We start from the raw sequence: 13,608 nt of genomic DNA, 5'->3' as shown, positions 1-13,608 counted from the left end.
TAATCGCGCAGTATACAGTAGTGACTCTGCCGTGGCGATGCCGTTGCGGCATGAAGCGCGCCGCGCCACGCCGCCAGGCCGCGTCCGCTGCGGTGACCGGCCGACAGCAAACCAGTATAATTACCGCTGTTTGGCCGGTGCCAGCGTACCGGCCGTTTTCGCTTCTGGATAGACCAACCCGACCTATTGCGCGGCTAGACCGCCCCATTGACCATGCTCGCCCAACAAAAACAAGATATCTCCGCCCTGTTCCAGTCCGCTCTGGCCCCTCTGCTGGCCGGCACCGAAGTGGTGGCCAACGTCGTACTGGAACGCCCGCGCGATCCTTCGCACGGCGACGTCGCCTGCAATATCGCCATGCAGCTGGCCAAACAGCTAAAAATGAACCCGCGCGAGCTGGCCACCAAGGTGGTGGACGCGCTGCTGGCCAATCCGGCTGCCCAGGGTCTGGTGGAATCGGCCGATATCGCCGGCCCAGGCTTCATCAACCTGCGCGTGAGTGCGGCAGCCAAGCAGGCCGTGGTCAAAGCCGTGCTGGCACAGGGCGCCGCTTTCGGCAGCGCGAGTGCTGGTGCCGGTAAAAAAGTCATCATCGAATTCGTTTCGGCCAACCCGACCGGTCCGCTGCACGTAGGCCACGGCCGTCAGGCTGCGCTGGGCGATGCGCTGTCCTCGCTGTTCCAGTCGCAGGGCTACGATGTCACCCGCGAGTTCTACTACAACGACGCCGGTGTACAGATCCAGACGCTGGCCAATTCCGTGCAGGCGCGTCTGCGCGGCTACAAACCGGGCGACGCGGCATGGCCGGAATCGGCCTACAACGGCGACTACATCGCCGATATCGCCGAAGACTTCAAACTCAAAAAGACGGTTTCCGCTTCCGACGGCGCACCTGCGACAGCTTCCGGCGAGGTAGAAGATATCGAATCGATCCGCCAGTTCGCCGTTACCTATCTGCGTAACGAGCAGGATATCGACCTGCAGGCCTTCGGCGTGAAGTTCGATAACTACTACCTCGAATCCTCGCTGTACTCGGACGGCAAGGTCGATGCCGCCGTGGACATGCTCAACAAGTCCGGCAAGACCTACGAAGAAGAAGGCGCGCTGTGGCTGAAAACCGAAGACTACGGCGACGACAAGAACCGCGTGATGCGCAAGAAGGATGGCACTTACACCTACTTCGTGCCGGACGTGGCCTACCACATCGTCAAATTCCAGCGCGGCTTTACCCAGGCCATCAACGTGCAGGGCTCCGACCACCACGGCACCATCGCCCGTGTGCGCGCCGGCCTGCAGGCCGTCAACGTGGGCATACCGCAAGGCTACCCTGACTACGTGCTGCACAAGATGGTCACCGTGATGAAGGGCGGCGAGGAAGTCAAGATTTCCAAGCGTGCCGGTTCCTACGTTACCGTGCGCGATCTGATCGATTGGTCGGGCGGCGGCGATATCGCCAAAGGCCGCGACGCCGTGCGCTTCTTCCTGATCTCGCGTAAAGCCGATACCGAGTTCGTGTTCGACGTCGATGTCGCGCTGAAAACTTCGGACGAAAATCCGGTCTATTACGTGCAGTACGCGCACGCCCGTATCTGCCGCATGCTGGAACAATGGACCGGCAACGAAGCAGATCTGGCCAATGTCGACCTGTCGCCGCTGACGGCACCGACCGAAGCCGCCCTGCTGGCGACTCTGGCCGCCTATCCGGAAACGCTAGCGCGTGCCCAGGCCGAACTGGGCCCGCACCAGATCGCCTTCTACCTGCGCGATCTGGCCGCCAATCTGCACAGCTTCTACTTCGCCGAGCGCGTGCTGGTGGAAGACGAAGCGCTGAAAGCGGCCCGTATCGCACTGATGGTGGCCACCCGCCAGGTGCTGCGCAATGGTCTGGCACTGATCGGTGTTTCGGCACCGAACAAGATGTAATTACCGAGGATGTCCCGCACCATGACTTTCCGCTCCCGTCTTCCTGCCCTCTCGCGTCAGCGCGGCAATACCATCATCGGCATCGTCATCGGGCTGGTCATCGGCCTGTCGATCGCCGTGGTGGTGGCACTCGTCATCAACAAGGGTGCTACCCCGTTCACCGACAAGGGCCGCAGCAGCAAGACGGCGGAACCGACGGCGGGACAGACGGCCGATCCGAACAAGCCTATGTATGGCAACAAGGAGGCGGCCCGTGAAGCGGCGCGCGACTTCTCCAAAGATGCACCAAAAGCACCGGCGGCCGATCCGCTGCAGTCGGTGGTCGACAAGATCCAAGGCGCTGTGACGCCGGCTGCCCCTGCGGCGCCAGCACCCGCACAGGCACCTGTGGTCGACAAGAGCAAGCCGGCTACTACGCCAGCCGCTGCCAATGTCGCCCCTGTGCCAGCAGCCAAAGTGGCAGCCGACAGCGGCGATGAAAAATACATCTACTATCTGCAGATCGGCGCCTTCCGCGAAGTCAGCGATGCCGAGAGTGCGCGCGCCAAGCTGGCCCTGCTGGGCTTTGAAGCCAATGTGTCGGACCGTGCGACCGATAACGGCGTGCTGCACCGCGTACGCATGGGCCCCTTCAATCAGGTGGAAGCCATGAACAAGGTGCGTAGCAAGCTGTCGGAAAACGGCATCGATGTAGCCGTGGTGCGCAACCAGAAATAAAACCATCTCAGTCGGTCGGAATTCAACCTTCTTGTATCAGGAGTAGTTCTATGCGTTTCATGAAATGGCTGGCAGGTGCTTTGATGCTGGGTGTAGTCGCCATGGCGAGTGCTACGCCGGCCGATCCGAAGAACGGCGTGGAATACCGCACGCTGGCGCAGCAGCAGCCCGTTGAAGCAGGCAAGAAAGTCGAAGTGCTGGAGTTCTTCGATTACGCCTGCCCGCACTGCCATGCTTTCGATCCCGACCTGACGGCTTGGGTGAAAAAACAGGGCGACAACATTGTCTTCAAGCGCATGCACATTTCCCGTCAGGGCAACGATTTGCCACAGCAGAAAATGTACTTCACCCTGATCGCCATGGGTCTGATGAACGACGCCATGCACAGCAAGATCTTCCAGGAGATGCACGTCAACCATAACCGTATGAACCGCGACGAGATGGTGTTCGACTTCATCGCCAAGCAGGGCATCGACAAGCAGAAGTTCATCGATACCTATCGCGGCTTCGGCGTGGCCGGCAGCGTGCGCCGCGCCAGCGCCATGATGGATGCCTACACGGTGGACTCGTGGCCGCTGATCGCCATCGACGGCAAGTACATCACCTCGCCTACCATGGCCAACGAAGGCAGCAAGAGCGCCAGCTCGGAAGCCCAGCTGCACGCCCAGGCGCTGCAGGTGATGGATATCCTGGTCGCCAAGGCCAAAGCGGAAAAGAAATAAGCATGTCGATACGGGGCGCCGCGCCTGATCGGGTTTTCATCACCGGCGCTTCCAGCGGCATAGGCGCGGCACTGGCTGCCGAATATGCGGCACAGGGTGCCACTTTAGGCCTGCTGGCGCGCCGCAGCGCCGTACTGGACCAATTGATCGCCAGCCTGCCCCATCCCGAACGGCATCGCGCCTATGCGGTCGATGTGCGCGACCATGCGGCCATTGCGGCAGCCGCGCAAGATTTCCTGACCCATGCGGGCGGCATCGATGTAGTGGTAGCGAATGCCGGCATCTCGGTCGGCACGCTGACTGAATTTTCCGAAGACATCCCCGTATTCGAAGCCGTCATCGCCACCAATGTGGTGGCCACGGCTGCCACATTTGCGCCCTTCATCCCGGCCATGAAGGCACAGGGCACAGCAGCGCGGCTGGTCGGCATCGGCAGTGTGGCCGGCATCCGTGGTCTGCCCGGTGCGGAAGCCTATAGCGCTTCCAAAGCGGCCGTGATCAGTTACTGCGAATCGCTGCGACTCGAACTCAAGCGGCACGCTATCCGCGTGGTCACCATCTGCCCCGGCTACATCGATACGCCGATGACGCAGATAAATCCCTACCCCATGCCCTTCTTGATGCCGGTGCAGCAGTTCGCCCGCAAGGCCGTGCAGACCATCGCGCACGGCAGCAGCTACCGGGTGATCCCGTGGCAGATGGGCATCGTCGCCAAGCTGCTGCGTATGCTGCCCAACTGGCTGTACGATCTGGCCTTCGGCAACGCGCCGCACAAGCCGCGCAAGGGTGAGGCATGACGCGGCCACATACTCCACCGGCAGCGCAGACAACAACGACGGCCGCCGCACTCGGACAGCAGGACGCCGCAGCCATCAGCGCCGCCTGCGCCAGCAGTGCCAGCCACGTCGCCATCGAAATCGTCGGGCAGACCGGCTCCACCAATGCCGATCTGCTGGCCCGCATCGACACGCTGGCCGGCCCTACCCTGCTGATCGCCCACCAGCAGACTGCAGGACGGGGCCGTGCCGGCCGTAGCTGGCTATCCGCGCCCGGCGCAGCGCTGATGTTCTCGCTGGCGTGGCGCTTCAAGGGGCCGTTGCACCGCATGTCCGGCCTGCCCATGGCCGTCGGCGTGGCGCTGGCCGAAACGCTGGGCAGCCTGGGCGTGCCCGTCCAGATCAAATGGCCCAACGACCTGCTGCGCGACGGCGCCAAGCTGGCCGGCATACTGGTGGAAAGCCAGACCGCCAAACGCGATACGGACGGCGCCATCTGGGCCGTGATCGGGGTCGGTCTGAATCTGCTGATGCCGGACCAGCTGGAAGCACAGATAGGCCGCAGCGTGGCCGCAGCGCCATGGCTGGCGCAGATGCCGCGCCAGCAGCTGGTGGCCGCCCTGCTTAGCCGGTTGGCCGCCGTGCTGGCCGAATTCGACGATACCGGCTTTGCTCCGTTCTGCGAACGCTGGAATGCGCTGCATGCGTGGCACGGGCGCGAAGTCGTCATCCTCGACCATGATCAAGTGCTGCAGCAGGGCCGCGCGGCTGGCGTGGACGCCATCGGCCGCCTGCTGCTCGATACATCGGCGGGCCGGGTCGAAGTGCTATCGGGCGATGTCTCGCTGCGCCTGAACCCCGCATCTGCCGGCGCGGCAACGCCCAACCCAACCCTTCCGGACTAATATGATTTTACTGATAGACGCAGGTAACACGCGGGTCAAATGGGCGCTGGTGGAAACCGGCACCACGCTGGGCACATGGTATGCCCACGGTGCCGTCAGCCATGCCGACCTGCCGCAACTGGAACTGCATCTGCACGATGCCGTGGCCGAACACGGTGTCGACCGCATCATCATCGCCAACGTGGCCGGCAATGCGCTGCGCGTACAGCTGGAATACGTGCTGCAGCGGACCTTCCCCGCCATGCTGCTGCCCGAGCAGACCATCAGCTGGTTTGCCTCGGTGGCCGAATTGGCGGGTCTGCAGAACGGCTACCGCAACCCCGCCCAGCTAGGCTGCGACCGCTTTGCTGCCGCCATTGCCGGCCATGTGCTGGCACGCGGGCAGGATGTCATCGTGGCCAACTGCGGCACGGCGACCACCATCGATGCCGTCACGGCCGACGGCCGCTTCCTCGGCGGGATGATCATGCCTGGTCTGGGCCTAATGGCCAGTTCGCTGGCGCGCAACACGGCGCAGTTGCCGCAGATCGCGCAAGACGGTAAGCTGCCGGATGGATTTGCTGACAACACGGACGATGCGATTCTGAGCGGCTGTCTGGCAGCGCAGAGCGGCGCCATCGAGCATGCCTTCCAGCGCCATCAGGCCAGCGTATGCCTGCTGTCGGGCGGCGCAGCCCAGTTCATCGCGCCCATGCTCACCGTGCCGTATCGCATGGTAGACAACATCGTCCTGATCGGCCTGCACGCTGCCAGCGGCAGCGCCACCTAGGCGGTAACACTCAAGGAAAGCGTCGTGCTGAAATTTATTTTCTGGTCGCTGTTAGCAGTAAATGCTGGGCTGTACGCCTATGGCAAAGGCTATCTGGGCCATTTCAGCGGCAACGAACGCGAACCGCAGCGGCTCAGCAACCAGCTCAATGCCGACAAACTGCTCATCATCTCGGAAGAGAAAGCCAACAACGCCAGCAGCGTGAATAGCGCCAGCGCAGCTGCGGCCAGCACCGCCAGTGCCGCAGCCGCTGCCAAGCCGGCACCGGAAGTTCTGGCCTGCGTGGAGATTTCCAGCTTTGTACTGGCCGATGCACGCCGCTTTGAAACCGTGCTGGCGCCGCTCAAGCTCGGTGATCGCCAGTCGCGCCACAACCTGCCCGGCAGCGAAGTATCCAGCTATGTAGTGTATATGCCGCCGCAAGGCAGCAAGGAGGGCGCAGAGAAAAAGGCGGCCGAACTGCGCGGGCTCGGCGTGCACAACTACTTCATCATGAGCGATAACACGCCTATGCGCTGGGCCATTTCGCTGGGCGTCTTCAAGACGGAAACGGCAGCACAGAACCAGTTGGCAGCGCTGATGAAACAGGGTGTGCGCACGGCCAAGATCGCGCCGCGCATGAGCGGCAGCAAACTGCTGTCGTTCCAGTTCCGCGATGTCGATCCCGATCTGAAAATCCGCCTCGAACAGCTACGCAGCAGCTTCCCCGGCACCGACACCCACAGCTGCAAATAAACCGCCAGCCTTAGCCGCGTACCTTAGCCGCCAGCCGCTCCACTGGCGCGCTACGCATGAGCCGCGTCCGGGCGGGCGTCACGCCCGGGCCTCGGCCTAGCGCTGGATGACGATAGGCTTCAGATTCAGCGTAGCAGGCAGGCCGCGCGCCGCCTGCAATGCATCCTGACGGCTCGCGAACGGTCCCGTGTACAGGCGGTGCACCGCGCCATTCTTCACCACTTCCAGTCCGCTCAGGCCACTGCCATTGAGTTTGCTGCGTACCGCTTCGGCATTTTCCGCGCGGGCGTAGGCGCCCAGTTGCAGGTAGAAATTCGCTTTGGCCGGCGACGCTTCGGCCTCGCCCGGCGCACGGTCATCGCGCATCAGCGCTTCGATCTCACTGGCACTGGCGGGGGCCGATTCGCCCAGCGCCGTGGCGGCCGTCAGCAGCAGCGGCGGACCGGCATCACCGCGTCCCAGCAGGCCGGCACCGGCGCTATTGCGCGCTGCCTGTGTGGCCAGACGCGGCGCCACCGTGCCCGATACGCCGCTGCGCGTGGCCAGCATGCGGTCCACTTCGTCCGGCAGTATGCGTTCGATCTGCAGTTCGTGGCTGCCCTTGCCGAGCAGCCCCAGCTTCAGCGCCGCCGTGTAAGACACGTCGATGGCGCGGCTGGCGTGGAACGGGCCACGGTCATTGATGCGCACGATCACCACTGCGCCACTGACCATATTGGTCAGGCGGGCATAGGACGGAATCGGCAGCACGGGGTGGGCCGCCGTCATCTTGTACATATCGTATAGCTCGCCGGACGAGGTGCGCTGGCCGTGGAATTTTTTGCCGTACCAGCTACCCACGCCGATCTGGGTATAGGGCCGGTTATCCGTAATCGGCGTATAGGTTTTGCCGAACACCGTGTAGGGCCGGTTGGAGAATGGCAGTAGCGGATCATTGCGCACTTCGGCATCGGGCACGTTTTCCAGATCCGGCGGCGGGGCATCGCCGGGGCCATCATCCTGATAATAACCGCCGCGGCCGGAATTGGCAGGTGGCAGCTCCGGCAGGCCGGTGGCCGGCTTGCCGGCAGCCGGTGCACGCAGCACGGTCGCTGCAGTCGCCGTCGGGCGTGGCGTGCGCGCCGTGTCGCTGACTACCGGCGCCGTAGTACATCCGGCCAGCGCCAGCATTGCCAGTGCAGCCAGCCATATGAGGATACGACTCCGGTAATAACGCATGCCTGTCTCCTTACTGTTTTTTTCTAGCCGTTGCCGGCGCGGGCGCAGCAGCGGGTGCGGCAGTGGTGCCGGTCTTTAGCGCCGGTGCAGTTGCTGGCGCCAATGCCGGTGCAGGCGCAACAGCTGCCTGCACGCTCTGGCGCTCCTGTTCGGCCGCCGCAGCCTGCTGCTCGAGCAGCTCGCCTTCCACCGGCACCACGGCCACTGCGTCTTCGCGCGCAACCTTGGTACTGTCTTTTTCAGCCGGGCGTTTGCCCAGTAAATAATAATCGATGGCCTTGCGCGCGATTGGCGCCGCTTCCAGCCCGCCTTTACCGGCATTTTCTACGACCAGCGCCAGCGCAATGCGCGGCTTGTCGGCCGGTGCAAAAGCCGTGAACAGCGCATTATCGCGCAAACGTTCGGCCAGCTTGGCAGCATTGTATTTATCGCCCGTTTTAATCGTGATCACCTGCGCCGTACCAGTCTTGCCGCCCACCGTGTAGGCTGCGCCGCTAAACGCGCGGAAGCCGGTACCACCGGCTTCGCTGGTTACGCCGACCATGGCGTTCTTGATGAAATCGATATTCTCCTGTTTGAGAGGGATCCGGTAACTCTCCTTGGGCACTGTCAGCTTGCGCGCACGGGTGGCACCATCTTCGAGAATTTTCACCAGATGGGGCTTCATCACCACACCATCGTTGGACAGATTGGCGACCGCGTGGGCGATCTGCAGCGGCGTGTAGGCATTGTAGCCAGAGCCGTTGCTGACCGAGATGGTATCACCCCCCACCCACTTGCCGGCCGCACCCTTGAAGCGTTTGCGCTTCCATTCCTGCGAGGGCAGCACGCCGGTCTTTTCGTTTTCCAGATCGATGCCGGTCAGCTGGCCGAAGCCGAACGGTTTCATGAAATCATGGATCATGTCTATGCCCATGTCATGTCCCAGCGCGTAGTAGTAGGTATTGCACGATACGATGATGGACTTGCGCATATCCACCCCGCCATGGCCACCCACCAGGTCGTCGTTGAACTTGTGGCCGCCCAGGTAGTAGAAGCCGGGATCGGGCGTGATCTGGCTTGGCGTGCGTTTGCCCAGCTCCAGCGCGGCCAGCGCCATGAAGGGCTTGAAGGTGGACCCGGGCGCATAGGTGCCGGACAGTGGACGGTTAACCATGGGCCGGTCCAGCGAATTATTCAGTTCATTCCAGCTAGCCGTATCGATACCATCGACGAACAGATTGGGGTCGTAGCCGGGCCGCGACACATAGGCCAGAATATCGCCGGTCGAAGGCTCGATCGCCACCAGCGCGCCACGCCGCTCGCCGAAGGCTTCTTCCACCACTTTCTGCAGCTCGATGTCGATCGACAGCATCAGGTTATTGCCCGCCACGGCAGCCTTGCGCGACAGCGTGCGGATGGCGCGGCCACGCGAGGTGACTTCCACTTCCTCGTAGCCGGTAACACCATGCAACTGCTTTTCGTAGCTCTTCTCCAGCCCTTCCTTGCCGATGTAATCGGAGCCGTTATAGTTGGCGCCGTCGTCGCCCTCTTCCAGCGCTCTGGCTTCGGCGCGGTTGATGCGGCCGATATAGCCGATTACGTGGGATGCCGTTTCGCCGAGCGGATACTGGCGGAACAGCCGCGCCTGCACTTCCACCCCGGGGAAGCGGAAGCGCTGCGCAGTAAAGCGCGCCACTTCTTCGTCGGACAGGCGGTTGCGCAGCGGGACGCTTTCGAAATTCTTGGATTCTTCCAGCAGCTTGCGGAAGCGCTTGCGGTCTTTCAGCTCCACCAGCACCAGCTTGGACAGCTGGTCGATGACTTCATCGAGCGGTGCGGCCAGTTTGGACGGAGTGATCTCCAGCGTGAAGGCGGAATAATTCCGTGCCAGTACCACACCGTTACGGTCCAGTATCAGGCCGCGGCTAGGCACGATGGGCACCAGCGCGATGCGGTTTTCATCCGCCTTGGTGGCAAATTCATCGTGCTTGATCACCTGCAGCCAGATGAAGCGCAGCAGCAGCAGGCCGAAACACACGAGCACCAGTCCCACCAGCACCGTGATACGGGCGCGGAACTGCGCGAGCTCGCGCTCGGTGTCCTTCATTTCTATCATGGCTGTGCGCTCCCGCCGCGCCTCAAGTCTGCACCAGCTTGCGGTGGCGCTGGATGCTCATCAGGATGCCGGCACCCAGTCCCAGCGTCAGCAGCGCAGTGCCGCCATAACTCATGAACGGCAGCGGCACGCCAACGACCGGCAGGATGCCGCTCACCATGCCCATGTTGACGAAGGCATAGGTGAAGTAAATCATGGTGATCGCGCCAGCCAGCAAACGGGTGAAGAAGGTCGGGGCATTGCCGGCGATGACCAGCCCGCGGCCTATCAACAGCAGATACAGCACCATCAGCACCAGATTGCCGGTCAGGCCGAATTCTTCCGAGAACACGGCAAAAATAAAGTCGGTGGTGCGCTCGGGGATGAACTCGAGGTGGGCCTGGGTGCCATGGGTCCAGCCCTTGCCGGTAATCCCGCCCGAACCTACCGCAATGGTGGACTGGATGATGTGGAAGCCCTTGCCCAGCGGGTCGGAAGTCGGATCGATCAGCGTCATCACGCGCTCGCGCTGGTAATCATGCAGCACCGACCAGATCACGGGCAGGCTGGCGGCACCGGCCACCAGCAGTGCGATCAGCGCCTTCCACGCCAGACCGGCCAGAAAGATCACGGCGAAACCGCTGGCCACCACCAGCAGCGCGGTACCGAGATCGGGCTGTTTCACGATCAGGCCCACGGGGATCGCCAGCAGCACGGCGGCTATCGCGTAATGTACCCACTGCAGCTGGCCGGCACGCTGCTGGAAGAACCACGCCAGCATCAGCGGCATGGCGATCTTCATGAATTCGGATGGCTGGATATCCACCCCTACGTGCAGCCAGCGCCGCGCACCGAGCTTGATGGTGCCGAACAGGGCCACGCCTACCAGCAGCGCCACCGCCACCAGATAGGCAGGAACGGCGATGCGCATCATCATCTGCGGCGAGATGTTCGCCACCACCCACATCACCATGAAGGCGAGGAAGATATTCCGCAACTGGTCTTCCACCTTGCCGGGTATGCCTATGCCGGCCGAGTACAGCGTGACCAGCCCCACCGATAGCAGGGCACAGATGATCAGCGCCAGCGGTATATCGAATACCGTGAAATATGGCCGCAGGCGGCGCCACAGCGAGCGCCTTTCGTTGATATGCATGGTTTCCCTTATTCCTTGTTGCCGGGAGTCTCGGCGCCGGGACGTTTTTCGTCGCTCAGGCCTTGCTCGGCCTGCACGTCCTGCACGGAACGCAGCTCGGCATCCTCGCGCGGCACGGCAGTGGTTTCTTTTTCATGCGGGCGTTTGCCCAGCAGGTAGTAATCGAGCGCCTTGCGCACGATGGGTGCGGCCACGCCGGCACCGAAGCCGCCGTTCTCCACCACCACGGCAATGGCAATGCGCGGATTGTCGGCCGGCGCGAACGCCGTATACAGCGCATTGTCGCGCAGCCGTTCGGCAATCAGATTGGCGTTGTACTTCTCGTTTTTCTTAATCGCGATCAGCTGCGCCGTGCCCGTCTTGCCGCCCGAGGTATAGCCGGCACCGGCAAACGCGCGCGCCGCCGTGCCGCTCAGCGTCACGCCCACCATGGCGTTCTTGATGATGTCGATATTTTCCTGCTTGAGCGGTATGCGGTAGCTTTCCTTGGGTACGGTCAGCTTGCGCGTGCGGGTGGCGCTGTCTTCGATGATCTTCACCAGGTGCGGCTTCATCACCACGCCATTGTTGGCCAGATTGGCTACGGCGTGCGCCAACTGCAGCGGCGTATAGTTGTTATAGCCGTTGCCGATGGCGATGGAAATCGTGTCGCCGCCCTGCCACTTCTGCGCTGCGGGATTTTTCTTGAAGCGGCTGGCTTTCCATTCCTTGGATGGCAGCACGCCCTGCTTTTCGTGTTCGAGGTCGATGCCGGTGATCTGGCCGAAACCGAAAGGCTTCATGAAATCGTGGATGGCGTCTATGCCCATCTCGTTGCCGAGGATGTAGAAATAGGTATCGCAGGATTCGACGATGGCCTTGTACATATCCACCGTGCCATGGCCGCCCGGTTTATCGTCGCGGAATTTGTGTCCGCCCAGCGTGAACGAACCGGGATCGTAGATGGTCTGGCCCGGCGTGCGCTTGTGCAGTTCGAGCGCGGCCAGTGCCATGAAGGGCTTGAAGGTGGAACCGGGCGGATAGGCGCCGGACAGGGGCCGGTTGACCATGGGCCGGTCTAGCGAGTTATTCAGCTCATTCCAGCTCTGGCTATCGATGCCGTCGACGAACAGATTGGGGTCGTAGCCGGGGCGCGAGACGTAGGCCAGAATGTCACCCGTGGCCGGTTCGATTGCCACCAGCGCGCCACGCCATTCGCCGAAAGCTTCCTCGATCACTTTCTGCAGTTCGATATCGATCGACAGGATCAGATTGCTGCCCGGCGTGGCGGGCGTGCGCGACAGCGTGCGGATGGCACGGCCGCCGGCCGACTTTTCCACTTCCTCGTAGCCGGTAATGCCGTGCAGCTGCTTCTCGTAGCTCTTTTCCAGCCCTTCCTTGCCGATATGGTCGGTGCCGTTGTAGTTGGCCGCGTCGTCCATCTGCGCGATCAGCTTGGCCTCGGACTGGTTGATGCGGCCGATGAAGCCGATCACGTGGGAAGCGATTTCACCAAGCGGATACTGGCGGAACAAGCGCGCCTGCACTTCCACCCCGGGGAAGCGGAAACGCTGCGCCGAAAAGCGCGCCACTTCTTCATCCGTCAGGCGGTTACGCAGCGGCACACTCTCGAAACCGCGCGATTCTTCCAGCAGCTTCTTGAAGTGCTTGCGGTCCTTGGTTTCGATGGTGATCAGCTTGGACAGCTCATCGATGGTTTCATCCAGCGTGGCATTCAGCTTGGATGGCGTGATCTCCAGCGTGAAGGCGGAGTAGTTCCGCGCCAGCACCACGCCGTTGCGGTCGAGGATCAGGCCGCGGTTAGGTTCGATCGGCACGATGGCGATGCGGTTTTCTTCCGCCTGCGCCACATAGTCGCTGTGCTTGTAGACCTGCAGCCAGATGAAGCGCGCCAGCAGCAGGCCGAAACAGATGAACACCAGCCCGCCCAGCACCGTCAGGCGCAGGCGGAACTGGTAGAGTTCACGCTGATTATCCTTAAGCTCAGTCATACTGCCAGCGCGGGGTCAGATCGGACGGGTATGGTCGCGGTCCACTGCGCGCCGCTGAGGCGCCAGCAGTATCCAGGTCGCCAGTGGCCACAGCACCACCGATACGGCGCTTTCGACAAAATAGAACCAGCCGGGGAATTTGCCGGACACGATGAAACGCACCAGCAACTGGATGGACTGGGCCATCAGCAGCAGCGGGAACACATGCATGGCCTGGGTCACCAGCGGGAACCACAACACACGCCGGTGCAGCATGATGGCGAAATAGGACAGCAGCGTGTAGGCCAGCGCATTTTCGCCGAGCAGGGTGGAATCATGCACGTCCATCAGCAGGCCGAGGCAGAACGCCGTACCGATGCCGACGCGGCGCGGCTGGTGTATGCCCCAGAACACCAGCACCAGCGCGACGAAGTCGGGCACGCCGATGAAGTTACCCCACGGGAGCAGATTCAGTAAAAACGCGCAGAACAGGCTGAAGGCGATGAACATGGGGCTCACCGGCAGCAGGATGTAGTAAGGACGGTTCATCGCGCTATCTCCTTGGCTTTGGCGCGCTCAGGCCCTTCGGCCGGCTTGGCGGCAGGTGCCGCGGCCGCGGCCGGGCGGGCGCCCGGCGGCG

The 13,608-nt window shown here is 62.5% G+C and carries 12 protein-coding genes; 7 read left to right on the top strand and 5 right to left on the bottom strand.

The features are described from left to right. The first annotated feature begins 213 nt into the window (after window positions 1–213). Genes argS through GM655_RS08250 form a run of 7 tightly spaced genes read left to right on the top strand, consistent with a single transcriptional unit; the run spans window position 214 to window position 6,547 of the window. Complete coding sequence (argS, locus tag GM655_RS08280) at window positions 214–1,923, top strand: arginine--tRNA ligase (protein ID WP_155434220.1); 1,710 nt, start codon at window positions 214–216, stop codon at window positions 1,921–1,923. 21 nt (window positions 1,924–1,944) lie between these two features. Beyond that, a complete protein-coding gene (locus tag GM655_RS08275; protein WP_155434219.1) occupies window positions 1,945–2,640 on the top strand; it encodes an SPOR domain-containing protein in 696 nt (231 codons plus the stop codon). A 50-nt stretch (window positions 2,641–2,690) separates the two neighbouring features. Then, window positions 2,691–3,362 (top strand): thiol:disulfide interchange protein DsbA/DsbL, encoded by a 672-nt coding sequence (locus GM655_RS08270; protein ID WP_155434218.1) that lies wholly within the window; start codon window positions 2,691–2,693, stop codon window positions 3,360–3,362. A gap of 2 nt (window positions 3,363–3,364) precedes the next feature. Beyond that, window positions 3,365–4,159, top strand: coding sequence for an SDR family oxidoreductase (locus tag GM655_RS08265; RefSeq protein WP_155434217.1), 795 nt, complete (start codon window positions 3,365–3,367; stop codon window positions 4,157–4,159). Further along, window positions 4,156–5,043: a biotin--[acetyl-CoA-carboxylase] ligase gene (locus tag GM655_RS08260; RefSeq protein WP_155434216.1), complete on the top strand. Its 888-nt coding sequence runs from the start codon at window positions 4,156–4,158 to the stop codon at window positions 5,041–5,043. The genes GM655_RS08265 and GM655_RS08260 overlap by 4 nt, the downstream gene beginning before the upstream one ends. Window position 5,044: 1 nt before the next feature. Beyond that, the gene (locus GM655_RS08255) at window positions 5,045–5,812 is read left to right on the top strand and encodes a type III pantothenate kinase (RefSeq protein ID WP_155434215.1); all 768 of its coding nucleotides are present in this window, start codon (window positions 5,045–5,047) and stop codon (window positions 5,810–5,812) included. A 24-nt stretch (window positions 5,813–5,836) separates the two neighbouring features. Beyond that, a complete protein-coding gene (locus tag GM655_RS08250) occupies window positions 5,837–6,547 on the top strand; it encodes an SPOR domain-containing protein (protein ID WP_371866749.1) in 711 nt (236 codons plus the stop codon). 96 nt (window positions 6,548–6,643) lie between these two features. Here GM655_RS08250 and GM655_RS08245 read toward each other — a convergent pair whose 3' ends face one another. The 5 genes from GM655_RS08245 to mreD are packed head-to-tail and all read right to left on the bottom strand — an operon-like array spanning window position 6,644 to window position 13,517. Next, window positions 6,644–7,765 carry a septal ring lytic transglycosylase RlpA family protein gene (locus GM655_RS08245; RefSeq protein WP_155434214.1) on the bottom strand — a complete coding sequence of 374 codons (1,122 nt, stop codon included), beginning with the start codon at window positions 7,763–7,765 and terminating at the stop codon, window positions 6,644–6,646. A gap of 10 nt (window positions 7,766–7,775) precedes the next feature. Further along, entirely contained in the window at window positions 7,776–9,863 is a 2,088-nt protein-coding gene (gene mrdA / locus GM655_RS08240) for a penicillin-binding protein 2 (RefSeq protein ID WP_155434213.1), read from the bottom strand. Between the two features lie 22 nt (window positions 9,864–9,885). Beyond that, entirely contained in the window at window positions 9,886–10,998 is a 1,113-nt protein-coding gene (gene rodA / locus GM655_RS08235; protein ID WP_155434212.1) for a rod shape-determining protein RodA, read from the bottom strand. An 8-nt stretch (window positions 10,999–11,006) separates the two neighbouring features. Further along, window positions 11,007–12,989 (bottom strand): penicillin-binding protein 2, encoded by a 1,983-nt coding sequence (gene mrdA, locus GM655_RS08230; RefSeq protein ID WP_155434211.1) that lies wholly within the window; start codon window positions 12,987–12,989, stop codon window positions 11,007–11,009. A 15-nt stretch (window positions 12,990–13,004) separates the two neighbouring features. Beyond that, window positions 13,005–13,517 carry a rod shape-determining protein MreD gene (mreD, locus tag GM655_RS08225; RefSeq protein WP_155434210.1) on the bottom strand — a complete coding sequence of 171 codons (513 nt, stop codon included), beginning with the start codon at window positions 13,515–13,517 and terminating at the stop codon, window positions 13,005–13,007. Window positions 13,518–13,608: the final 91 nt, after the last annotated feature.

It is taken from the genome of Pseudoduganella danionis (genome assembly GCF_009720775.1).
Lineage (GTDB): Bacteria > Pseudomonadota > Gammaproteobacteria > Burkholderiales > Burkholderiaceae_D > Rugamonas > Rugamonas danionis.
The sequence above is the reverse complement of the archived record's forward strand: the minus strand, read 5'-3'. Positions and strand labels throughout refer to the sequence as shown.